The following is a 22,899-nucleotide window of genomic DNA, read 5'->3' on the forward strand; positions in this document are numbered from 1 at the left end:
TGGTCGGGACACACCGGACGCGCGTCCGGTGCGGCGCGGACGAGGTGACGGCAGGAGCAGCGGCGTCGTGACTGCCACGATGGGGGTATGCCGCGCGTCCAGATCCCTCCGACCCGGACCCGGTACTGGCTCATGGTCGGCCTGTGGTCCCTGATGCTCGCGACTACTGCTCTCCGCCTGGTCGACGGAGTCCGGGACGGTGCTGCCTGGTTGGTCGTCGACCTCGTGCTCTCCCTGGGCACGGCCGCGCTGCTCGTCCTGACCCTGACCGGCGCCCTGACTGTCACCGCCGACGCAGACGGGCTGCACGGCCACTGGTTCTACGGCCGTCGCCTGGTCCCGTGGGGCGAGGTCACCGAGATCCGGCCGGCTCCCAGCTACCCGGAGCGCCTGGTCATCCGCGGCGAGACCCGCAGGACCCTGGTCGAGGGGATGAAGCCGGCCGATGACGAGGTGGCCCTGCTGCATACCTGGCACGAGAGGGCGATCAGTGGCCCCTGACCGTCCTCAGCGCGCGTCCGGTGCGTCCTGACCGCGCGTCCGGTGCGGCCTGACCGCGCGTCCGGTGTGTCCTAACCGCGCGTCCGGTGCGTCCTGACCGCGCGTCCGGTGCGGGCTCACCGCGCGTCCGGTGCGCCGGCGGGGGCCAGCTCGGCCCCGCCCGCATCCCCGGCCGCCGGGTCGTCCTCCACCTCGTCGGGGCGGTGGCGGCCGGCGTGGTCCACCCGTCGCGGCCACCAGAAGCGCTCGCCGAGCACCCGGACGATCGCCGGGACGAGCACCGTCCGCACCAGCAGGGTGTCGAGCAGCACACCGATGCAGATCACCACACCGATCTGGGCCAGCACCACCAGCGGCAGCACGCCGAGGACCGCGAACACCGCCGCCAGCAGGATGCCGGCCGAGGTGATGACGCCACCGGTGGCGCTCAGCGCCCGCAGCACGCCGTCGCGCGTCCCGTGCACGCCGGCCTCCTCCAGCGTCCGGGTGATGAGGAAGATGTTGTAGTCGACCCCCAGCGCGACGAGGAAGAGGAAGGCCAGCAGCGGCATGCTGGCGTCGATCGCCCCGAAGCCGAAGACGCCGGTGAACAGCCACCACGAGACCCCAATCGCCGCGCAGAAGGTCGCGACCACGGAGGCCACGAGGATGACCGGGGCCAGGACCGAGCGCAGCAGACCCATGAGCGCCAGCAGCACCAGCGCGAGGATGAGCGGCATGACGACGAAGCGGTCGCGCACGTTGCCGTCGGACTCGTCCAGCGCCGAGGCGTCGCCCCCCGTGACGTGGGTGTCGGCATAGCCGTCCACGGCGGCACGCACCTCCCCGACGGCCTCCTGGGCGGCCTCGCTCCCGGGCTCCGCCTCCAGCACGACCTGCACCTGACCGATGCCGTCGACCGGCTCGACCGGCGTCACCTGGGTGACCCCGTCGACGTCCTCCACCGCGGCCGCGAGCTCCTCCACCTGCGCCTCGTCGCCGCGGGTGACCACCACCAGCGGGTCGGAGGTCCCGGCCGGGAAGGACTCGCCCAGCCGCTCGGCCGCGGTGATCGCCTCGGGCGTCTCGAGGAACTGGTCCTCCGGGGCCAGCCCGCTGCTGATCTGGGTGATGCCGAACGCCAGGGCTGCGAGCAGGGTGAGGGTCCCGGCGATGTAGGCCGCGGGGGCCTTCGCCACGGCGTCACCGATGCGGCGCCACAGCGAGCGCGACTCCGCGAGCACGGCCTGCCCCTCGCGCGGCACCTGGGGCCAGAAGACCCAGCGCCCGAAGACGACGAGCGCACCCGGGAGGACGAGCAGCACGAAGGCCATCGCCACCAGGACGCCGACCGCGCAGGCCAGCCCCAGACCGCGGGTCGAGGGGAAGACCGACAGCAGCAGGCACAGCACGCCGACGACGACCGTGCTGGCGCTCGCGATGATCGCCTCGGCCGCGCGGCGCAGCGCCAGCGCCATGGCCTCGTGCCGGGAGGAGTGGGTGCGCAGCTCGTCGCGGTAGCGGCTGATGAGCAGCAGCGCGTAGTTGGTGCCGGCACCGAAGACCAGGACCGACAGGATGCCGATGGTCGACTCGTCCCAGGGGATGCCGAAGAGCTTGAGCACGTGCGTCGCCGCGCTGGCGGCGGTCTGGTCCGCAACGCCGACGACGAGCAGCGGGATGACCCACAGGATCGGGCTGCGGTAGGTCACGATGAGCAGGAGCGCCACGACGGCAGCGGTGGTCCCGAGCAGCGTGATGTTGGCGCCGTCGAAGACGGAGGCCAGGTCGGCCTCGATCGCGGCCGGGCCGGTGACCTGCGCCGTCACACCGTCGGGTATGCCGTCGGCCAGGTCGGTGCGCAGCTGCGTCACCACCTGCTGGGTGTCGGTCGCGGTCGGCGCGTCCAGGTCGATGACGCTGATCGCCGCCGTGCCGTCCTCGGCGGGGATGACCGGGTAGTCACCGCTCAGCCCTGGCGGGGGTCCACCACCCTCCTGGCCGGCCCCCTCGGGAGCACCCGCCCCCTCGCGAGCGCCACCCCCCTCGGCCCCCTCGGGAGTACCGGACCCCTCGGGAGCGCCACCCCCCTCGGCCCCCTCGGGAGCACCGGCCCCCTCACCCGACCCCTGGGTGGCCGGCGGCTCGGCGCCCTCGGGGGCGACGTCCTCCATGAGCTGGGCGAGCTGGGGCAGCGACGCCTCGATGTCGGAGTCGGCGGTGAAGAGCACGATCGCCGTCTTGCTGCCCTCGTCGGGCAGCTCGTCCAGCAGCGCCTGACCCTGGGTGCTGTCGAAGCCGGCCGGCAGGGTGTCCAGGGCGGACGCGCTGCGCTCGGCCTGGCCGACCCCGGCGATGAGGCCGACGCCGAGCAGCAGCCCGACCAGCGCGATGATCCAGGACCGAGGTGCGGTGAGCGTGGTCACGAGGCGAGACATCTGGGGTCCTCCGGCGTAGGCTGAGACGGAATCGTCAGGCAAGTACCTAACCAAGTGAGCAATCTAGTGACCGAAAGTAGCACAGGACAGCCCCCGGTGACGAGCCAGGAGGCGGCGTCGCCCCCGGCGGGGCAGGACCCGGTGCGCCCCGAGGTGGGGCCGCAGACCCGGTGGGTCGACGCGTGGCAGCCCGGCCCGGTGCTGGACACCCTGCGCCGGCTCCTCGACAGCGGTCGCCGCGCCACCCCGGCACTCGCGCGCCGGGCCGGGCTCACGCATACCGAGCTGGCCGTGCTCGAGCACCTCATGGAGGACCCGGCAGGGCCCAGCGAGCTCGCCCAGCGTCTCGGCGTGACGACGGCCGCCGCCAGCGGGATCGTCGACCGGCTCGTCTCCCGCGGGCACGCGCAGCGCCAGCCGCACCCCACCGACCGCCGCCGCACCGCGGTGGTCGCCACCCCCAGCGGGCGCGAGGAGCTCATGGGGCACCTCATGCCGATGTTCGCCGAGCTGGCGCAGGTGGAGGCCTCGCTCACGGACGCCGAACGCGAGGTCGTGCTGCGCTTCCTCACCGACGCGGACCGGGCCGTCGGGCGCCTGCTGTGAGCCGCACCTAGACTGACGTGATGAGCCAGCAGGCTGGCGAGCACACGCAGGAGACGACGCCCGGGCGCACGGGAGCCGTGGCGATCACCATCTCCGACCGCAGCTCCGACGGACGCCGCGAGGACGAGAGCGGGCGACTCCTGGTCGCCGCGCTCCGCGACCTCGGGTATGCCGTCCCCCCCTCGATCGTCGTCCCGGACGGTGTCGAGTCGGTCGCCGACGCGCTGCGGGCGGCCGTCGCCGACGGCGCCCGCCTCGTCGTCACGACCGGCGGCACCGGCATGGGTCCTCGCGACCTCACGCCCGAGGGGACCCGGCAGGTCATCACCCGGGAGAACCCCGGCATGGCCGAGCTCATGCGCCGGGAGGGATCCCGCCAGACCCCCTACGCCGCGGTGTCGCGCGGGGTGGTCGGGGTCGTCGACTGGCCGGCCGAGCGCGGCGTCGGCGGCACCCTCGTCATCAACCTGCCCGGCCGCCCGGCCGCCGTCACCGAGGGCATGGACATCATCGGGTCGTTGCTGCGGCACGTGCTCTCGCAGGTCAGCGGGGGTGACCACACGTGGTGACCCGGGACCCGCTCATCGACACCTACGGCCGCGTCCACCGCGACCTGCGCATCTCGGTGACCGACCGCTGCTCGCTGCGCTGCACCTACTGCATGCCCGAGGACGGCGTGCCCTGGCTGCCCCGGGCCACGATGCTCACCACCGAGGAGGTCGTGCGTCTCGCCGACGTGGCGGTGTCCATGGGCATCGACGAGATNNGTCAACGTCAGCCTGGACACGCTGCGGCGCGACGTCTTCATCGCCCTGGCCAAGCGGGACCGGCTGGCCGACACCCTCGCCGGGGTCCACGCCGCTGCCGAGGCAGGCCTGGTCCCGGTCAAGATCAACACCGTCCTCATGCGCGGGATCAACGACGCCGTCGAGGACGTCGTGGCCCTGCTGACCTTCGCCCTCGAGCACGCCTACGAGCTGCGCTTCATCGAGCAGATGCCGCTGGACGCCCAGCACGGCTGGGACCGCTCGCAGATGATCAGCGGCGCCGAGATCCTGGACATGCTGCGCACCGGTTACGACCTCACCCCCCAGCCGGACGAGTCCCGCGGCAGCGCACCGGCCGAGCTCTTCGACGTCCGGCCCCTGGGGGCCTCCCCCGACAGCCGGCCGCTCGGCACCGTCGGCGCCATCGCCTCGGTGACGATGCCGTTCTGCGGCAGCTGCGACCGCGTCCGGCTCACCGCCGACGGCATGATCCGCAACTGCCTCTTCGCCGCCGGGGAGACCGATCTGCGGACCCCCCTGCGCGAGGGCGCCTCGGACGACGAGCTGGCCGCGCTGCTCCGGGGCTCGATCACCGCCAAGCTGCCCGGGCACGGCATCAACCAGCCCGACTTCCTGCAGCCGCCCCGGCCCATGAGCGCCATCGGCGGCTGAGCCGGCCCGACCCGCCGAACCGCCGCGGCCGCGCACACCCCGAACCCGACCCCACGGGGTCGGGCCAGAGGTCGCACCGTCGGCCGAGAGGTCAGACCCCGGCGCCGACCGGCTCCTTCTCGCCGCCCTCGCCGTCCTCCCCGGTGCTGCCCGCGTCGGCCCGGGCCTCCTCGTGGGCTCTCCGGTCCAGCGCCTTGCCCCGCCGCAGCTCCCAGTAGGCGGCGACGAAGTAGATCACCGTGCCGGTGATGGCGATGGTGTAGAACGTGTTGCGCTGCGTCAGGTAGGTGTAGATGTCCGGGCTGGCGAGGAAGACCACCAGGGCGTCGACGAGGATGACGGCGAGCGCGAGCATCCAGACCCCCCGCAGCACGCGGGTCAGCGTGGACGTGTCCTTGACGTGCCCCGGCAGCGACTTCGCCTGCTCGCGCTTGAACGCCTGGGCGCGTTCGAGGAACAGCTCGTTGTCCTTCACCTCCTCCGTGTAGTCGTCGGCGGCTCCGGCCCGTCGGGCCAGGGCGACGTAGAGCAGGCTGGCGACGATCCACGCGGGCACGAAGGCGAAGTAGGGCGAGATGATCTGGGTGATGTTCAGCACGGCACCCAGGCCGAAGGCGGTCCCCCAGGCGATGATGGCGGGCACGTTGGTGACCCCCTTGAACCGCGCCCAGTACTCCGTGAGGCCGAAGCGGGGGAAGAGCTTGTGCTCGGCATACACGATGCCGCCGACCGGCGCCAGGAGGACCCCGGCCCAGGTCACCAGCGGGGCGTAGTTGCGGTAGACGAACGGGAAGCACGCGACGACCACGACGATGACGCCGACGATGAGGGTCGCCCGACCGCGCGACATCGACGGGAAGACGCCCTGGGTGGCCAGCCCCGCGCGGTAGAGGTTGGCGTTGGCGGTCGTCCAGCCCGCGACCACGACCGTGACGTAGCCGGCCCACCCCAGGGCGACCCAGGAGACGTCGCCCGGGGACAGGACGGTGATGCTCGTCAGCGTGAGCGCGGCGGTGGCGGCGCCCATGAGACCGGCGGAGAACCAGGCGACGTAGTGACCGAAGAGCATGCCGGTCGAGGTCATGAGCCCGTGCCAGCCCTTGCGGGCGTAGCGCAGGAGCGCCATGTCGATCATCCCCGCGTGGGCGAAGCTGTTGGCCGCCCACGCCAGGCCGGCGACCTCGATCATCCCGATGCCAGGCTCCCCCTCGGGCGTGACGCCGGTGAAGACCGTCGCCCCGGCGATGTCGACGAACTCGCCGAAGCTGCCGATGGTGGTCACGCCGGTGACCGACTCGGCGACGGCCGGCAGCAGCACGAGACCACCGACGGTGAACATCGTCGCGAGCCACGGCCCGCAGATCGTCGCGAACTCGGCGAGCGCGTTGAACCCGAACACCGCGACGAGCACGGCGACGATGCTGAAGGCCACGACGAGGATGACGAAACCGAGATGCGTGGGGTATGCCTCCGCCTGGGTCGGGATGCCGATGACCCGTTGGACGGCGGTCGCCGACACGGTGAGCATGGCCGCGGAGATGACGGCGAAGACGATCGCGTTGGCGAGGTTGTAGATCCGGGAGATCGAGCCGCCGCCGAACCGCAGCAGGTAGGTGTAGACGCTCAGCCCGACCTCGCGGGCGACCGGGGTGGTGATGAGCCAGAAGGTGAGGACGGCCAGGGCGTTGCCGATGAGCAGCCCGATGAGCACATCCCAGATCCCGGCGCCGAGGATGACGAAGGTGGCGCCGAAGACGAACTCGGTCCCGGCGACGTTCTCCGCGGCGTAGAGGCCGGCGAAGTGCTTGGCGCCGTGCTTCTCGTGCTCGCCGACGGGCAGCAGCTCAGGGTCGGTGTTGGCGATCTGGCGGTCGATCTGCTCGGCGGTCCGTGCCATCGCGGTCAGTCCTCGGTGCTCTCGGAGTCGGCCTCGGCGTCCTCCTGGTCGGCGAGCAGTCGGGTCTGCTCGATGGTCTGGTCGGCGACCCACTGGCTGCGCTCCAGCGCCTCGTCCAGGTCGAGGTCGCCGGTGACGGCCTGGGTCAGCTGCTGCCCGACGGCGTTGCCGAGGCTCTGGAAGGCGGGCACGTCGACGTACTGCATGCCGACGTAGGGGACCGGCTCCGAGCTCGGCTCGGTGATGTCGGAGGTGCGGATCGACTCCAGGGTCAGCTCGGCGAAGGGCTCGGCGGCCTCCAGGTAGTCGGGGTTGTCGTAGAGGTCGACCCGGCTCCCCGGCGGCACCGCCGCCCAGCCCCGGTCCTCGGCGACGAGCGCGGCATACTCGCTGGACGTCGCCCAGGTGACGAACGCGCGCGCGAGCTCGCTGTTGTCGGAGGACGCCGGGATGGCGAGCGCCCACGACCAGAGCCAGTTGCTCGCCCGCCCCTCGGGCGTGCCCGGCGCCCGGGCGAAGCCGACGTCCTCGGCCACCGTCGAGGCCTCCGGGTCGGTGACGAAGCTGGCGGCCGAGGTGGCGTCGACCCAGACCGCGCACTCCCCCTCCTGGAAGAGGGCGAGGTTCTCGCTGTAGCCGGCCTCGGCGACACCCTCGGGCGCCAGGGCGGCGAGGGCGAGGTAGGTCTCGGCGGCCGCGCGCCACTGCTCGCTGTCGAGCGTGGCGCGCCAGTCCTCGTCGAACCAGCGGGCGCCGTAGGAGTGGGCCATCGCGGTGACGACGGCGCCGTTCTCGCCCCAGCCGGCCTTGCCGCGGATGCAGGCGCCGGCCGTGTCGGTCTGCTCGTCGACGGCGGTGGCGGCAGCGAGCACGTCCTCCCACGTCGGCTCGTCGGGCATCTCGACCCCGACCTCCTCGAGCAGGTCGGTGCGGTACATCGTCATGCTCGACTCGCCGTAGAAGGGAGCCGCCTGCATGGTCCCGTCCGCGCTGAGGGCGTCCCGCACCTCCGGCACGAAGGCCTCGGGGTCGAACCCCTCCGGCATGTCGGTGAGGGGTGTCAGCAGCTCCTGACCGGCCCAGACCTGCGCCTCGTAGGTCCCGACGGTCGCCACGTCGAAGCGGCCGGCGCCCGTGCCGACGTCGGTCGAGACCGTCTCCCGGAGCTCGTTCTCCCCCTCGCGCACCCACTCGATCTCGACGCCGGGGTGCTCGTCGAGGAAGGCGGTGCTCAGGTCCTGCAGCACGTCCAGGTCGCCGTTGTCGACGACGGCGACGGTGAGGGTGTCGGGGCCGGTGTCCTCCTCGCCGCTGCACCCGGCCAGGGCCAGCAGCGACATCGCACCGACGAGCGCCCCCGCCCTGCCGGCGCGCGCCGGGGACGGTCGCCGCGAGGCGGGTGCGGACGGCTCTGGTCGCATGCGGTGACTCCTTCGTCAGGGGCGCCGGGCCCGCTCGGGTCCGTCGACCGACCCCCGGACCACCAGGCTGAATGACCCCGCCCGAGCGTCAGCTCCTCGCTCATGTGAGCATCACCCGATGCACGTATGAGACACCTCTAGCAAACGACAGGTGGAAGGACCTGTCAAGGTGGGGCGCCGAGGGCCGCTGCCGGCCCTGGCGGCGTTCGCCGGCGGGGTGGCTGCGGCTCCGGCGCGTCGCCGGGGACCGGGGGCTCAGCCGCCGGCGAAGGGCGGCAGCACGTCCAGGACGGCGTCGTGGCGCAGCGGCAGGGCCGGGTCGGCGACGTACTGACCGTCGTGCAGGACCGTGCTCAGGGCCAGGACCCGGGTGAGCTCGGCCCCGTGCCGCTCGCGCAGGTCGGCGAGCAGCGAGCCGAGGTCGTCCGCCTCGACGTGCTCGCTCTCGGTGCCGGCGGCCTCGGCGGCCGCGGCGAAGAACCTCACCGTCGCCATGGGGCCAGTCTCGCAGATGCTCCGGTATGTCGCGCCGGGACCTCAGCACCGCAGGTCGCGCACCCGGCGCCGCTCCAGCAGGACGTGCTCGCCACGCCGGTCGAGCTGGGTCCCGCCGTCCTCGTACCAGCCGTGCCGGCCGTAGAACTTGGCCGCCCGCTCGTTGCCGTCGAGCACCCAGAGGTGCGCCTCGGCATACCGGCAGGCGCGCAGGTGGTCCTCCACGGCGAGCAGCAGCCGGTGCCCGATCCCGGAGGACCACCGGCTGGGCAGGACGTAGAGCGCGTGCAGCTGTCCGGACGCCTCGCGGTCCGCGTCCGTGGAGGCCCCACCGATGGCCCACCCGACCACGACGCCGTCGAGCTCGGCCACCAGCTCACGGTCGTGCAGATGGCTGTGGCGCCGGCCCCACGTCCTGCGCCGGCGTGCGGCCTCGGTCGCCGGATCCAGCGCGGCCAGCAGGGGCTCCGGCACCAACCCGCGGTATGCCGCCCGCCACCCGGCGACCCGCAGGGCCGCGATGGCCTCGGCGTCGTCCGGCACCGCGCGACGCAGCAGGAGGCCCATGACCTCCAGGCTCGACCATCCGAGGAGCCTGCGCCACCGGCGGTGTCCCCTCTGCCAGCCGGTTCGTCATCTGTCAGCCTCGTCGTCATCCATCAGCCCCCTCGAAGGGGCTGCCAGCTGACAAGCCGGAGGACAGATGACGACGCGGCTGTCAGAGGGCAGCCGTCGGGGTGGGGCCGGGTGGGTCGCGGTGAGGCGCACCGACCGGAGCCGGGTGGAGCGGGGTGGGGTGGCAGCCGACCGGAGCCGGGCGGGGCGGGAGTGCTCGATCCTCGAGGCTGCGCCCGACCCTGACCTCACGGGTCCCAGCGCCGCAGGTCCTCCCAGGTGTCGATGTCCCCGAGGTGCTCAGGGCCGACGACGACGTCGTGCCAGCTCAGGTCGGCGACGAGCGTCCGCATGGCGGCGTGCCGCGGCTGCCCGACGCGCTGCAGCGCGGACCGGAGGGCGGTCTGCCGGTAGACCGCGAGCAGCCACTGGCGGCGGCCCTGGCCGTCCACAGGGCCCACGGCGTCGACGGACGGGTCGGCCCCGGGGAGGGCGTCGCGAAGCAGGCCCAGGCCCACGGTGGCCGCCGGTTGGTCGACGGCACAGACGGCGACCCAGGCCGCCGGCGCAGGGTCCGGGGTCGCGGCGCCACCACGGCCCGCTGCCGGGGCCTCGGGCACCGCCGACCCGACGCCGTCGAGCAGGTCCAGCCCCGCGGCGATGCCGGCCACGGGCCCACCGCCGGGCGGGTCCTCGAGCGTGCGGTGCACGCCGTCGGGGACGGGGGTGTCGCCGACCACCACGACCCGGCCGCCGAGGTCGACGTCGAGGACGCGCTCCAGCAGGGTGCGGCCGTCGACGACCAGCGCGGCCTTGTCGGCGCCGCCGAGGCGCTCCCCCCGCCCACCGGCGAGGACGACCAGGTCGACGGCGGGCAGCTCGCCGCCGACACCGTGCGCCCCGTGCCCGGGCCCGCCCTCGGGATCACGGCCACCGCGCTCGTCGCCGGGCTCCACGTCCGTCATCAGCAGGTCGGCAGCCAGGCCGTCAGTAGCTCGGCAGGGTCGGGTCCACCTGCTCGATCCACGCCAGGATGCCGCCGGTCATGACGCTCACCTCGTCGTGACCGAGCCGCACCAGGTGAGCCGCCGCGCGCTGCGCCCGCGGGCCGGCCTTGCAGTAGACGACGACCGGTCCCGGTGGCAGGTGGTGGTCCAGGTCCTCCCAGCTGAGGACCTCTCCCACGGGGACGAGGAGGGCTCCCGGGACGGTGCCGAGCTCGTGCTCCGCCGGCTCCCGCACGTCCAGCACCACGGGCACCGCCCCCGCGGAGCCGTCCCCCGTGGGGCAGGAGCCGACGACGTCGGGCCGGGTGGGCACCTCACCACCACCGGCGGCGGACGACGGGGAGCCTGCCCCGAGCATCGCGGCCACCTCTGCGGCACCGAGCTCGGGCAGCGGCACGACCGGCCGGAGCTGCTCGCGCTGCTCCGGCTGCACCACGGCGCCGACCGGACGCAGCGGCACCTCCCGCGTGCGCTGGGTGAGGGCGTCGACGAGCAGGACGCGACCGACCAGCGGCTCCCCGAAGCCGCAGACCAGCTTGACCACCTCCGCCGCCATGATCGAGCCCACCTGGCCGACGAGCGCCCCGAGCACCCCCGCCTCCGAGCAGCTGGGCACGTCCTCCGCGCGCGGGGGCACCGGGAAGAGGTCCCGCAGCGACACCGCGTCCTCGACGTCCGGCACGAAGGTCGACAGCTGCGCGTCGAAACGCAGCACCGCGGCCCACACGAGGGGGATCCCCAGGGCGACGCAGGCGTCGGACACGGCATACCGGGTCGGGAAGTTGTCCGCACCGTCGAGCACGACGTCGTGCCCGCGCAGCAGCTCCTGGGCGTTGTCCGCGTCGATGCGGGTATGCCGCACGGTCACCGACACGTCCGGGTTCAGCCCGCGCACGAAGGCCTCGGCAGAGGCTCCCTTGGGGGTGCCCACGGCGTCGGCGCGGTGGATGACCTGGCGCTGCAGGTTGGTGAGCTCGACGTCGTCGTCGTCGATGACCGTGAGGTGCCCGACGCCGGCGGCGGCCAGGTAGGCCAGCACCGGGCTGCCGAGCCCGCCCGCACCGATCACGGCCACCCGGGCGCGGAGCAGGCGGCGCTGCGCGGTCATGCCCAGTCCGGGCACCAAGAGGTGGCGCGAGTAGCGGGTCACCTGCTCGGGCGTCAACGGCGGGCCGGGCTCGACCAGCGGCGGCAGGGAGGTCATGGACCCAGTGTGCACGCTCGCCGCGCGCGGCTCACCGCCGTGCCGGGGCGGGGATGCGGCCGGAGCCGTCGCGCTGCACGACGCCCTCGCCCACGAGGCGGCTGAGCCAGGGGTGGTCCGGCTCGGCTCCCCACCGCTCGCGCCAGACGGCGGCGTGGGCCCGGGCGTAGCGCGCCTCCTGGTCCGGCGTCAGCCGCTCGCTGGGCTGGCGGTAGGCCTCCGCGCCGCCGACCCAGACCAGGGTCCCGCCCGCCCGGGACACGACGTGGGCGAAGTCGTGCGCCTCCAGTCCCGGGCCGACGTAGTCGGTGCAGAAGCCACCGGTCCGGTGGAAGTCGTCGGCGCTGAGCGCGAAGCTGGCCGGGGTGAAGAGGTGCAGGCGCTGGTTGACCTGGGTCTCCCCCGGCGCGAGGGCCGGCGCACCGGGAGCCCGGAGGCTGAGCTCGTGCATCTGACGCAGCGGGTAGCCCAGCGCGGGGTTCTCCAGGGCCGGGAGCCGCAGGACCGGGGAGCTCCACACCACCGGACCGGGTGGGGTGCCGGTCTCCTGCTGGTCGGTGACGGCCGTGACGTAGCGCTCCAGCGTGCGCGGCCCTGGGATGACCGCGGCGTCGAGGAAGACGAGGACGTCGGCGCCCTGCTCGACGGCGAGCTCGGCGGCACGGTTGCGGGCGGCGGCGTAGGGCAGGGCGCGACGGTCGGTGGTCACGGGCTTGACGATGGTCTGCCAGCGGTCGGTCCCGAGGGGCAGCCGACCACGGGTGAGGTCGCGGTCCCCCATGGAGATGACGACGTGCAGGTCGGGCGGCATCGTCCCGACGGACAGGCCGTCCACCTGCGCCAGCAGGTGGTCGTGGTGCCCGCGCGTCATGGTCAGCACAGCAACAGTCACGGGCACGCGCCGAAGCATAGGCAGCCCGCGCGCGCGAGGACTACATCCGAAAGGGTGACTTCTCGGGCCCGGGCACGCGGCGCTTCGGCGTGCCAAGCCCTGCTCCCCCGGCGTAAGGTGCGGGTCATGGCTGGGACAGAGCCGCTCCGCGTGGCCCTGATGAACGACTTCGAGGTGGTCGTCCGGGGCCTGCAGGCCATGCTCGAACCGTTCGAGCACCGCGTGTCGGTGGTCGAGCTCGGGGCGCAGTCCGAGGTCGAGCAGTCGGTCGACGTCACGCTCTACGACACCTTCTCCGAGCCGCAGGTGGACGGGGACGACTTCGACGAGGTGCTGGAGAGCGACGACCCGGGGGCCGTCGTCGTCTACACCTGGAACGTCGACCCGGCGCTGGTCGAGATCGCGCTCGCCAAGGGGTGCCGCGGCTACATCGGCAAGACGGTGAGCGGCGCCGAGCTCGTCGAGTGCCTGGAACGGGTGGCCTCGGGCGAGGTCGTGGTGGAGCCGGCGACCAGCCGCGTCCCGGCCGCCGAGCCGCACTCACCCGGCGACTGGCCCGGACGCGTCGAGGGCCTCTCGGCGCGGGAGGCCGAGATCGTCACGCTCATCACGCAGGGGCTCACCAACAACGACATCGCGCTGCGGACCTACCTGTCCATCAACTCGGTCAAGACCTACATCCGGACGGCCTACCGCAAGATGGGGGTCACCCGCCGGTCGCAGGCGGTCCGCTGGGGCCTCGAGCACGGGCTGACCCCCGACACGATGCGCCGGGACGTGGACGACGAGTCGTCGTCTCAGGCCGGCGCGTAGACGACGACCGACCACGGGCCGACATCGAGCGTCCCCCGGCCGTCCTGGACGTCCACGGCGGGCGTCTGGTGGTCTCCGAACAGCTGGCTGTAGGTCTGCGCGTCGCTGTTGAAGAGCACCTCCCAGCGACCCCCCGGGAGCTCGACCGGGCGGCTGACGGCGTGCGAGGACAGGTTGACCGCGACCAGGACGTGCTGGTCGTCATCGGTGGAGCGCACGTAGGCGAGCAGCGCGGCCTCCTCGTCGGCGAGGACGAGCGTGGTGCGAGGGCCGCACAGGCCGGCGGTGGTGCCGTCCCGGTTCAACCGCATGCCGATGAGGTCCCGGAACATCTGGGTGATGTCCCGGAAGCCCCAGGCCCGCTCCCAGTCCAGCGGGACGTCGTCGCGGAACCACTCGCCCTCCAGGAACTCCTGCCCCTGGAACAGCATCGGCAGCCCGGGCGCGGTCAGGACGAGCGCGGCCCCGAGGGTGGCGCGCTTCTGGGCGTCCCACCCGCCGGGGTTGTCCCCCTGGACCTCGGAGGTGATGCGCGCCTTGCCGTTGGACACCTCGTCGTGGGACTCGGTGTAGATGACCCGGTCGAAGGCGTGGTGATAGGTATGCGTCACCGCCCGGGCCACCGCCTCGACCGACCCCTGCCCGTCGTCGCCGGCGATGAGCGCCTCGCGGACCGGGTGGACGAACTGGTTGTCCCACTGGGCGTGCATGGCCGCGCCGCCCGGCTCGGTCGAGGTGACGGCGGCGACGCCGTGCAGGTCCTCGGCGATGACGAGGTGGCGGGGGAACTCGGTGCGCACCATCTCCCCGATGCTGCGCATCATCTCCCAGCCCTCGGGGATCTCGTCGCCGTGCGTGCCGTCCACCCGGCGCATGTAGGGCGTCATGTCCAGCCGCAGCCCGTCGGCGTGGTAGTCACGCAGCCACATCCGGGCGTTGTCGAGGATGAAGTCGCGCACCTCGTGCCGCCCGTAGTCCGGGCGGGTGTCACCCCAGGGGGTCGCGCTCCGGTGGTCGTTGTAGAAGTAGATGCCGCCCTTGCCGTTCTCGGACCACCCGTCGAACTGCCAGGTCGGCAGGTCGCTGGGACCGAAGTGGTTGTAGACGACGTCGACGTAGACGGCGATGCCCCGGCGGTGCGCCTCCCGGACGAAGGTCTTCAGGGCCTCCGGACCGCCGTAGCTGGACTCGACGGCGAAGACGTGCGCCGGGTTGTAGCCCCACGAGTAGTCACCGGCGAACTCCATGAGGGGCATGAGCTCGATGGCGTTGACCCCCAGGCCCACGAGGTAGTCGAGCTTGCCCATGAGGTCACCCAGGTCGGCCGGGCGCCCGTGGTCGGTGGCGACGAAGGACCCGATGTGGGTCTCGTAGACGACGGTCTCGTGCTGACGCGGCGGGGTGAAGTCGTCACCCTCCCAGTCGAAGGCCCCGTGGTCGTAGAGCAGGCCGTTGCCGACCGAGCTGGTGACGGCGAGCGCCCGTGGGTCGATCCGGTGGAAGGTCTGCTCACCGTTGGTCACCAGCAGCTGGTACTCCTGCCACATCCGCGCGCCCGGCACCTCGGCATACCAGTGGCCGTTGCCCTCGGACGCCATGCCGTGGGCCTCGGGGTCCCACCCGTTGAAGTCACCGACGACGCTGAGGGCGGTGGCGTGGGGGGCCCACACCCGGAAGGCGTAGCCGCCCTCGATCGGGATGGCACCCATACCGGTGACGCTCACGGAGGCTCCTTGCTGCAGCGGGACACGACGAGGGGCGCAGGCGCTGTCGAACCCGCGCCCCGAACCTCGATCGTAGCCGCGCGCCAGGGGACGCCGAGACCTACGACGACGGCTGCATCACCATGAAGACCCCTCCCTGCGGGTCGGACACCGTGGCCATGCGCCCGACCCCGGCCATGTCGTCGGGTCCGTGCACCAGCGCGCCACCCAGCTCCTTGACCCGGGCGATCGTCGCGTCGGCGTCGTCGGTGCTGAACTAGACGGTCCAGTAGCTCGGGATCTCGTCGGGCACGTTCGGGGGCATCGCCATCAGCCCGCCGAGACCACCCTCGTCGGCGCCGGAGATGACGCGATAGGTGCCGTACGGCATCGGCATGTCCTCGTAGCCCCAGCCGAACACGGCGCTGTAGAACGCCGAGGCCGCCTCGAGGTCGCGGGTCATCAGCTCGTTCCAGGACCAGGTGCCGGGCTCGTTGCAGACCTCGGCGCCCCGGTGGGAGCCGGGCTGCCAGGCGCTGACGACGGCACCGGTCGCGACGTAGGTGCTCCACGCCGGCGGCATCCCGGCCGCCGACATCTCCTCCGGCTGGCGGCCCAGGCCGGCCGCGACCTGGCCGTCGTGCAGGAAGTTGGTGTAGATCCAGGTGCCGTCGTCGTCGTGGCTGTCCTGCGCGGTCCAGCCGAAGAGCGAGGTGTAGAACTCCTTCGCCGCCTCGACGTCGGGGGCCATCAGGTCGATCCAGCAGGGGGTGCCTGGGGCATAGCTCTCACGGGTGGACATGGGTGCTCCTTCGCTCGTCTGCCACGTCCGGGGCGGCTACTCTCGAATGTAGGACCGGCCACCGACGCACGTCCACCGTCCCGCGGCTACCGTGAGGCGGTGACGTCCACCGACCGCGACCCGCAGACCGGGGCCGCGGCATACCCCCGGCGGGCGACCCTCCTGGTCACGACCACGCTCGCCTCCCTGGCGATGATCGGCCCGTTCACCATCGACACCGTCTTCCCCGGTTTCGAGGCGATCGGTCGGGACTTCGACGCCGACACCGCGGCGCTGCAGCAGATCACCAGCGTCTACCTGCTCAGCTTCGCGCTCATGAGCGTCTTCCACGGGCCGGTCTCCGACGCGCTGGGGCGCAAGCCGGTGATGATCGGCGGGCTGATCGGGTATGTCGTCGCCTCGGTCGCCTGCGCGCTCGCCCCGACGCTCGCGGTGCTGCTCGTGGCGCGCGTCTTCCAGGGGCTCTTCGCCGGGGCCGCGACGATCGTCAGCCGCGCGGTCATCCGCGACCTCTTCTCGGGCGCCGAGGCGCAGAGGCTCATGGCGCGGGTCATGATGATCTTCGCCGTCGCCCCCGCCGTCGCGCCCGTCATCGGCGGGGAGATCCTGCGCTTCGGTCCGTGGCACTGGATCTTCTGGTTCGTCGCCGCCTACGGCATCGGGGCGGCCGTCCTCACCGCCGTCGTGCTGCCCGAGACCCATCCGAAGGAGCTGCGCAGCCCGCTGCGGGTGGGAGCCGTGCTGCGGTCGCTGGCCCACGTCGCGCGGTCCGGCCGGTTCCAGCGGCTGGCCCTCTCCTCGGCCTTCGTCTTCGCCTCCTACTTCCTCTACGTCGTGGCCGCCCCGATCGTGGTCGTCGACCTGCTGGGCCGCGGCGAGCAGGACTTCTGGATGCTCTTCGTCCCGATGATCGGCGGCATGGTCACCGGGTCGATGCTGACCAACCGGCTGGCCGGTCGGGTGGAGGCCGACCGCATGGTGGACGTGACGATGCTCGGCCTCGTCGCGGCGGTAGCCGTCAACGTGCTCCTGTGCGCGGTGGCGCCGACGCTGCCGTGGGCGGTGCTCGGGCCGGCGGCGATGGGGGTGGCGATCGGGGTGGCCTTCCCGGTGCAGCAGCTGGCCATGCTCGACCTGTTCCCGGAGGCGAGGGGCGCCGCGGCGTCCATGGCCTCCTTCGCCGCGCTGGTCTTCAACGCCCTGCTGGCGGGGGTCATCAGCCCGCTGGTGACCGGCACGCTCCTCACGGCAGCGTCGACCAGCGCGCTCTTCGCGGTGCTGGGCGCGGCCCTGTGGGTGTGGCACCGGCGCGCCACCGCGTCCGGGACGGGAGCACCGGCGGTCGGTGCAGCCGGGGCCGAGGCGGCCTGAGGGTCAGCCCCCGGAGGGTTCGGCGGCCTGAGGGTCAGCCCCCGGAGGGTTCGGCGACCTCGGCGCGGTCGATCTCGCCCTGGCGGTAGAGCTGGACCCCGGCCCGGAGCAGGTCGTCCATCGGTTCCCCGGCCTCGACCCGACCCACGATCGAGGACCGCATGCGCGGGTCCCAGAACTTGCGGATGTGCGTGGCGATCTCCTCGGCGGCCCGCTGCGGCGGGTGGTGGGCCATGGCGCGGGCGATGTCCTCGCCCATCCGCACCTCGGCGGGCAGCCGCTGACGTCTCTGCGCGTCCGCGGCCTCCCCGGTCGGGGGACCCTGGGTCGGGGCCGGGTCGGCGTCGGTCGGGGCGTCGAGGTCAGGCTCGTCAGGTGCCGGTCGACCGTCCGACAGACCGCCGGAGGGCTCCTGCGGGCGCGCGTGCCGACCCGACGGGTCCGTCTGGCCCTGTGTCACCGGCGTGCCCCGACGACCTCGACCGTCGGGTCGACCGGGTCGTGCCCGTCGCTGGTCTCCTCGGTCGCGGGGTGGTCCCGGCCGGCGTTGGCGACCCCGACCTGGACGGCGGTGACCTTGTACTCCGGGCAGTTGGTGGCCCAGTCGGAGTTCTCGGTGGTCACGACGTTGGCACCGGTGACCGGGTGGTGGAAGGTCGTGTAGACGACCCCGGGCTGCATCCGGGTCGACACCAGGGCGGTGAGCGTGGTGGCCCCCACCCGGCTGGACAGCTCGACCCGGTCCCCGCTGCGGATCCCCCGCACCTCGGCGTCCGCCGGGTGCAGCTCGAGGACGTCCTCGGGGTGCCAGGTGGAGTTGGCGGTGCGACGGGTCTGCGCGCCGACGTTGTACTGGGTGAGGATCCGCCCTGTGGTGAGGATGAGCGGGAACCGCCGGTTGGTCGTCTCCGTCGTCGGCACGAAGACGGTCGGGATGAGCTTGCCCTTGCCCCGGACGAACGCGTCCACGTGCATCGTGGGGGTGCCGTGCGGCGCTCGGTCGTTGACCGGCCACTGCATCGAGCCCTCGGCGTCCAGCCGCGCGAAGCTGACCCCCGCGAAGGTGGGCGTGGTCGCGGCGATCTCGTCCATGATCTCCGAGGCGGAGGCATACTCCATCGGGTAGCCCATCGCGGTGGCGATGTCGCAGACCACCTGCCACTCGTCCTTGCCCACCCTGCTCGGCATGACCGGGCGCACCCGGCCGAGCCGGCGCTCGGCGTTGGTGAAGGTGCCGTCCTTCTCCAGGAAGCTGCTGCCGGGCAGGAAGACGTGGGCGTAGCGCGCGGTCTCGTTGAGGAAGAGGTCCTGGACCACGACCATCTCCATGCTGGTCAGCGCCGCCCGCACGTGCCGCAGGTTGGGGTCGGACTGGGCGATGTCCTCGCCGTGCACGAACAGCCCCTTGAAGCTGCCCCCGATGGCGGCGTCGAACATGTTGGGGATCCGCAGCCCCGGCTCCGGGTCGAGGGTGACCCCCCATAGGTCCTCGTAGATCGCCCGCACGTCCGGCAGCGAGATGTGGCGGTAGCCCGGCAGCTCGTGCGGGAAGGAGCCCATGTCGCAGCTGCCCTGCACGTTGTTCTGGCCGCGCAGCGGGTTGACGCCGACACCGGGCCGACCGATGTTGCCGGTCACCATGGCGAGGTTGGCCATGCCCATGACCATCGTCGAGCCCTGGCTGTGCTCGGTGACACCGAGGCCGTAGTAGATCGAGCCGTTGGGGGCCGCGGCGTAGAGCCGGGCCGCCTCGCGCACCCGCTCCGGGTCCAGACCGGTCGCCTCCGCGGTGGCCTCCGGGGAGTTCTCCGGCGACCGGATGAAGTCGAGGTATGCCTCGACGTCCTCGCAGCGCTCCTCCAGGAACCCCTTGTCGTGCAGCCCCTCGGTGACGATCGTGTGCGCCATCGCGTTGACGAAGGCGACGTTGGAGCCGGGCAGCAGCGGCAGGTGGTGGGCCGCCTCGACGTGCGGGGAGCGGACCAGCGCGATCTCCCGCGGGTCGGCGACGATGATCTGCGCGCCCTCGCGCAGCCGCTGCTTCATCCGCGAGGCGAAGACCGGGTGCGCGTCGGTGGGGTTGGCGCCGATGAGCAGGATCACGTCGGTGTCCTCGACCGAGGCGAAGTCCTGGGTGCCCGCGGAGGTGCCGAAGGTCTGGTTGAGCCCGTAGCCGGTGGGGCTGTGGCAGACCCGGGCGCAGGTGTCGACGTTGTTGTTGCCGAAGGCCGCGCGCACCATCTTCTGGACGACGTAGACCTCCTCGTTGGTGCACCGGCTGGAGGAGATGCCGCCGATCGAGCCGACGCCGTGCCGCTCCTGGATCTCCCGGAAACCCTGCGCCACCCGCGAGATCGCCTCCTCCCAGGAGACGGTGCGCCACTCGTCCTCGATGCTGTCGCGCACCATCGGGGACAGCTGGCGGTCCTCGTGGTCGGTGTAGCCGTAGGCGAACCGCCCCTTGACGCAGGAGTGGCCCTCGTTGGCCTTGCCCGCCTTGAGCGGCATCATGCGCACGACCTGCGTCCGGGTCTGACCCGTCTGCTCGTCCCGGGTGTCGGTGACCTCGGCACGGAAGGAGCAGCCGACCCCGCAGTAGGCGCACGTGGTCTCCACGGTGCGCTTCGGCATACCGAGGCTGACCACGGACTTCTCGGTGAGCGCGTCGGTCGGGCAGGCCTGCACGCAGGCGCCGCAGGAGACGCACTCGGAGCCGAGGAAGTCGGTGGGCCCTGGCGCGATGCGGGAGGCCAGGCCCCGGCCCTCGACGGTGAGCGCGAAGGTGCCCTGGATGTCGGCGCACGCGCGCACGCAGCGGGAGCACGCGATGCAGGCGTCCGGGGTGTAGTCGAAGTAGGGGTTGGAGGTGTCGACCGGACCGCGACCGAGGACCGGTCCGTGACCCGCGCTGACCCGTTCCCCGCTCCCCCCGGCGGGCTCCTCCTGCTGGACCCCCCCGGACGGGGCCTCCACCTGCGTGCGCAGTGCGGGGGACTCGTCCCTCCGGGGGGTGGGAAGACCGTAGCGCACCTCCGCCACCCCTGCCTGGTGAGCGAGCGCGGCGACCTGGCAGCTGCCGCGGGCGCACCCGGCGCAGTCGGTCGGGTGGTCGGAGAGGTAGAGCTCCATCACCCCGCGACGGACCCGGCGGACCTCCTCCGTCTGGGTCCGGACCACGGCCCCGTCGGTGCAGGGGGTGGTGCAGGAGGCGGGGGTGCCCTTGCCCCCTTCCACCTCGACGAGGCACAGACGGCACGAGCCGAAGGCCTTGAGCGAGTCGGTGGCGCACAGGCTCGGGACCTGCACGCCGGCCTCGCGGGCGGCCCGCATCACCGAGGTGCCCTCCGGCACGGTGACCTCGCGGTCGTCGATGGTGAGGGTGACGGTCCTCTCGCTGCGCACCTCGGGGGTGCCGAAGTCGGGTTCGGGCAGGTATGCCGCACCCGTCGCGCCGTCGGGGGCGTCGGCGGCACCGGGGGCGCCGGGGGCGACCCCCGGCATACCGGTGCCGTCGCCGTCCCGGCTCGCCTGGCCGAGCCGGCTGGCGACCTGCTCGGCGGTGGGGATGGTGGCGGTCATCGCGGGCTCCCTCCGAAGTCCTCCGGGAAGTGGGTGAGGGCGCTGCGGACCGGGACGGGCGTGAGGCCGCCCATGGCGCACAGCGAGCCGGTGGTCATGGTGGCGCAGAGGTCCTCGAGGAGGACGAAGAGCTGGTCGCGGCCCTCGGTGCCGGCCGGTGTGCTGGTGATGCGGTCGATCGTCTCGACGCCGCGGGTGGAGCCGATGCGGCACGGGGTGCACTTGCCGCAGGACTCGACGGCGCAGAACTCCATGGCGAACCGGGCCATCCGGGCCATGTCGACGGTGTCGTCGAAGACGACCAGACCGCCGTGCCCGAGCATGCCGCCGGCCTCGGCCAGCTCCTCGTAGCCCATGGGGACGTCGAGGCGGTCGGCCGGGAGGTAGGCGCCGAGCGGGCCTCCGACCTGGACCGCACGCACCGGGCGTCCGCTGCGGGTGCCGCCGCCGACGTCCTCGACCAGCTCGCGGAGGCTGACGCCGAGCGGCGCCTCGTAGACGCCGCCGCGGGCGATGTTGCCGGCCAGCTGGAAGATCTGGGTGCCGCGGGACCGGCCGACACCGCGTGCGGCATACGCCTCGCCCCCGTCGGCCAGGATCATCGGGATCGCGGCGAAGGACAGCAGGTTGTTGACGACCGTGGGACTGCCCCACAGCCCGCGCAGGGCCGGGATCGGCGGCTTGGCGCGGACCTCGCCGCGACGGCCCTCGAGAGACTCCAGCATGGAGGTCTCCTCGCCGCAGATGTAGGCGCCGGCACCGACCCGGACCTGCAGCCGGAAGGACCGGCCGCTGCCGGCCACGTCGTCCCCGAGGTAGCCGTGCTCGGCGGCCACGGCGATGGCGTCGCGCAACCGGGAGATGGCGTCCGGGTACTCGCTGCGGCAGTAGATGTAGCCCTCGGTCGCGCCGAGGGTGACCGCGGCGATGGTCATGCCCTCGAGGAGGGTGAAGGGGTCGGCCTCGGCGAGGATGCGGTCGGCGAAGGTGCCCGAGTCGCCCTCGTCGAGGTTGCAGGCGACGAACTTCTGCTCCGCCTCCGCCTGCAGGACGGTGCGCCACTTGATGCCCGTGGGGAAACCGGCACCGCCACGGCCGCGCAGCCCGGACGCCACCACCTCCTCGACGACGTCGGCGGGGTCCAGCTCGAGCGCCCGGCGCAGTCCGGCCCACCCGCCCTGGGCCTCGTAGGCGTGGATGTCGGTCGGCTCGGCCAGGCCGATCCGGGCCAGGCTCACCCGGTCCTGCGCGGTGAGCCACGGGTCCTCGTCGACGACCCCGATGCAGGACTCGTGCTCGGAGCCGTCGAGCAGACCTGCCTCGAGCAGGGACGGGACGGCCTCCGCCGTCACCCCGGCGTAGCCGACCCGCCCCCGGTCGGTCTCGACCTCCACGAGCGGCTCGCGCCAGAGCATGCCGCGGGTGCCGTTGCGCCGGACCGTGACGCCGTCGACCGCGGCCAGCGCGGCGGCCACCTCGTCGGCGCCGACGGCGCGCGCCGAGGAGTCCTGGGGCACCCACACGGTGGTCATCGGGACCAGCCTGACTCCGCCGCGGCGATGTCGTCAATGGTCACCCGGGCCCGCAACCGGCCGTCGATGCTCGCGCTGGGGCCGAGGGCGCAGTTGCCGAAGCAGAAGACCTCGCGGACCTCGACGTCCTCCCGGTGGGCGAAGTGGTCCTGGGCCGCGTCGAAGAGGGCTGCCGCACCGACGGACTGGCACGCCTCCGCGCGGCAGATCTGGACCTGGTGGTCGGGCGCGGGATGCCGGCGGAAGTCGTGGTAGAAGCTCACGGTGCCGTGGACCTCGGCCACCGAGAGGTTGAGCACGTCGGCGATCTCGCTGACGTCCTCGTCGGCGAGGTAGCCGTGCTCGGCCTGGACGGCGTGCAGGATCTCCAGGAGCGGCCCCCGCTCCCCGGCATACCCCTGCGCGACCTCCCGGGTGACCTCGGCCCGGGCCGACCTGGGGGTCAGCTCCTCCGTCTGCTGCCGACCTGCACGCGCCACGTCGCGCCTCCCGTCGTTGGGTGATGCTCCCACTCTACGACGGCGGACCGACAGTGAGCAGGACCGAGATCCCGCGCCGTGCGCGGTGGGCACGGCGCTCGGGTCTGTGAGCAGGCGGGCCGGCTG

General features: G+C 72.9%; 19 protein-coding genes and 2 pseudogenes. 6 read left to right on the forward strand and 15 right to left on the reverse strand.

The window, feature by feature from the left end:
- The first annotated feature begins 87 nt into the window (after positions 1 to 87).
- The gene (locus AVL62_RS15865; RefSeq protein ID WP_058892636.1) at positions 88 to 501 is read left to right on the forward strand and encodes a hypothetical protein; all 414 of its coding nucleotides are present in this window, start codon (positions 88 to 90) and stop codon (positions 499 to 501) included.
- Between the two features lie 116 nt (positions 502 to 617).
- Here the strand turns inward: AVL62_RS15865 and AVL62_RS15870 are convergent, their stop codons facing one another.
- The gene (locus AVL62_RS15870; RefSeq protein WP_083519030.1) at positions 618 to 2,918 is read right to left on the reverse strand and encodes an MMPL family transporter; all 2,301 of its coding nucleotides are present in this window, start codon (positions 2,916 to 2,918) and stop codon (positions 618 to 620) included.
- A 96-nt stretch (positions 2,919 to 3,014) separates the two neighbouring features.
- On the opposite strand from AVL62_RS15870, the gene AVL62_RS15875 reads away from it, so the two are divergent.
- From AVL62_RS15875 to AVL62_RS15885, 3 genes and pseudogenes are all read left to right on the forward strand, one after another.
- Entirely contained in the window at positions 3,015 to 3,524 is a 510-nt protein-coding gene (locus AVL62_RS15875; RefSeq protein ID WP_083519031.1) for a MarR family winged helix-turn-helix transcriptional regulator, read from the forward strand.
- Between the two features lie 20 nt (positions 3,525 to 3,544).
- Positions 3,545 to 4,093 (forward strand): MogA/MoaB family molybdenum cofactor biosynthesis protein, encoded by a 549-nt coding sequence (locus tag AVL62_RS15880; RefSeq protein ID WP_058892637.1) that lies wholly within the window; start codon positions 3,545 to 3,547, stop codon positions 4,091 to 4,093.
- Positions 4,087 to 4,963: pseudogene (locus AVL62_RS15885) on the forward strand (GTP 3',8-cyclase MoaA). The gene AVL62_RS15880 and the pseudogene AVL62_RS15885 overlap by 7 nt, the downstream one beginning before the upstream one ends.
- A 91-nt stretch (positions 4,964 to 5,054) precedes the next feature.
- On the opposite strand, the gene AVL62_RS15890 reads toward AVL62_RS15885, so the two are convergent.
- The 7 genes from AVL62_RS15890 to AVL62_RS15920 form a co-directional block, all read right to left on the reverse strand.
- Positions 5,055 to 6,860, reverse strand: a complete 1,806-nt coding sequence (locus AVL62_RS15890) for a purine-cytosine permease family protein (RefSeq protein ID WP_058892638.1) — start codon at positions 6,858 to 6,860, stop codon at positions 5,055 to 5,057.
- 5 nt (positions 6,861 to 6,865) lie between these two features.
- Entirely contained in the window at positions 6,866 to 8,281 is a 1,416-nt protein-coding gene (locus tag AVL62_RS15895) for an ABC transporter substrate-binding protein (RefSeq protein ID WP_083519032.1), read from the reverse strand.
- Between the two features lie 255 nt (positions 8,282 to 8,536).
- Entirely contained in the window at positions 8,537 to 8,776 is a 240-nt protein-coding gene (locus tag AVL62_RS15900) for a MoaD/ThiS family protein (RefSeq protein WP_058892640.1), read from the reverse strand.
- Positions 8,777 to 8,818: 42 nt separating this feature from the next.
- Positions 8,819 to 9,343, reverse strand: a complete 525-nt coding sequence (locus AVL62_RS15905; RefSeq protein WP_058892641.1) for a GNAT family N-acetyltransferase — start codon at positions 9,341 to 9,343, stop codon at positions 8,819 to 8,821.
- A gap of 296 nt (positions 9,344 to 9,639) precedes the next feature.
- Positions 9,640 to 10,356 carry a molybdenum cofactor guanylyltransferase gene (mobA, locus tag AVL62_RS15910; RefSeq protein ID WP_058892642.1) on the reverse strand — a complete coding sequence of 239 codons (717 nt, stop codon included), beginning with the start codon at positions 10,354 to 10,356 and terminating at the stop codon, positions 9,640 to 9,642.
- A 22-nt stretch (positions 10,357 to 10,378) separates the two neighbouring features.
- Entirely contained in the window at positions 10,379 to 11,602 is a 1,224-nt protein-coding gene (locus tag AVL62_RS15915) for a ThiF family adenylyltransferase (protein WP_058892643.1), read from the reverse strand.
- A gap of 31 nt (positions 11,603 to 11,633) precedes the next feature.
- A complete protein-coding gene (locus tag AVL62_RS15920) occupies positions 11,634 to 12,494 on the reverse strand; it encodes a glycosyltransferase family 2 protein (protein ID WP_161937898.1) in 861 nt (286 codons plus the stop codon).
- Between the two features lie 126 nt (positions 12,495 to 12,620).
- On the opposite strand from AVL62_RS15920, the gene AVL62_RS15925 reads away from it, so the two are divergent.
- The gene (locus tag AVL62_RS15925; RefSeq protein WP_058892645.1) at positions 12,621 to 13,307 is read left to right on the forward strand and encodes a response regulator transcription factor; all 687 of its coding nucleotides are present in this window, start codon (positions 12,621 to 12,623) and stop codon (positions 13,305 to 13,307) included.
- Here the strand turns inward: AVL62_RS15925 and AVL62_RS15930 are convergent.
- The 3 genes and pseudogenes from AVL62_RS15930 to AVL62_RS15935 all read right to left on the reverse strand — a co-directional run bounded on the left by AVL62_RS15930 (position 13,292) and on the right by AVL62_RS15935 (position 15,812).
- Positions 13,292 to 15,031, reverse strand: coding sequence for an alpha-amylase family glycosyl hydrolase (locus AVL62_RS15930; RefSeq protein ID WP_235585736.1), 1,740 nt, complete (start codon positions 15,029 to 15,031; stop codon positions 13,292 to 13,294). The genes AVL62_RS15925 and AVL62_RS15930 overlap by 16 nt on opposite strands.
- A 100-nt stretch (positions 15,032 to 15,131) precedes the next feature.
- A pseudogene (locus tag AVL62_RS18270) lies at positions 15,132 to 15,275 on the reverse strand (VOC family protein); the annotation flags it as partial.
- A 12-nt stretch (positions 15,276 to 15,287) separates the two neighbouring features.
- Positions 15,288 to 15,812 carry a VOC family protein gene (locus tag AVL62_RS15935; protein ID WP_058892646.1) on the reverse strand — a complete coding sequence of 175 codons (525 nt, stop codon included), beginning with the start codon at positions 15,810 to 15,812 and terminating at the stop codon, positions 15,288 to 15,290.
- A gap of 99 nt (positions 15,813 to 15,911) precedes the next feature.
- Between AVL62_RS15935 and AVL62_RS15940 the strand changes: the two genes are divergently transcribed.
- Entirely contained in the window at positions 15,912 to 17,183 is a 1,272-nt protein-coding gene (locus AVL62_RS15940; protein WP_058892647.1) for a multidrug effflux MFS transporter, read from the forward strand.
- 34 nt (positions 17,184 to 17,217) lie between these two features.
- Here AVL62_RS15940 and AVL62_RS16780 read toward each other — a convergent pair whose 3' ends face one another.
- From AVL62_RS16780 to AVL62_RS15960, 4 genes are read right to left on the reverse strand one after another with little or no spacing between them, the layout of a single operon-like run.
- On the reverse strand, positions 17,218 to 17,643 hold the full coding sequence (locus tag AVL62_RS16780; RefSeq protein WP_083519033.1) for a formate dehydrogenase subunit delta: 426 nt from the start codon (positions 17,641 to 17,643) through the stop codon (positions 17,218 to 17,220).
- Complete coding sequence (gene fdhF / locus AVL62_RS15950) at positions 17,640 to 20,762, reverse strand: formate dehydrogenase subunit alpha (RefSeq protein ID WP_058892648.1); 3,123 nt, start codon at positions 20,760 to 20,762, stop codon at positions 17,640 to 17,642. The genes AVL62_RS16780 and fdhF overlap by 4 nt, the downstream gene beginning before the upstream one ends.
- Positions 20,759 to 22,294, reverse strand: coding sequence for an NADH-ubiquinone oxidoreductase-F iron-sulfur binding region domain-containing protein (locus AVL62_RS15955; protein ID WP_058892649.1), 1,536 nt, complete (start codon positions 22,292 to 22,294; stop codon positions 20,759 to 20,761). The genes fdhF and AVL62_RS15955 overlap by 4 nt, the downstream gene beginning before the upstream one ends.
- The gene (locus tag AVL62_RS15960; RefSeq protein ID WP_083519034.1) at positions 22,291 to 22,773 is read right to left on the reverse strand and encodes an NAD(P)H-dependent oxidoreductase subunit E; all 483 of its coding nucleotides are present in this window, start codon (positions 22,771 to 22,773) and stop codon (positions 22,291 to 22,293) included. Before AVL62_RS15960 ends, AVL62_RS15955 begins: the two co-directional genes overlap by 4 nt.
- Positions 22,774 to 22,899: the final 126 nt, after the last annotated feature.

The sequence above is a fragment of the Serinicoccus chungangensis genome, assembly GCF_001483745.1.
In the GTDB taxonomy this organism is placed as follows: Bacteria; Actinomycetota; Actinomycetes; order Actinomycetales; family Dermatophilaceae; genus Ornithinicoccus; species Ornithinicoccus chungangensis_A.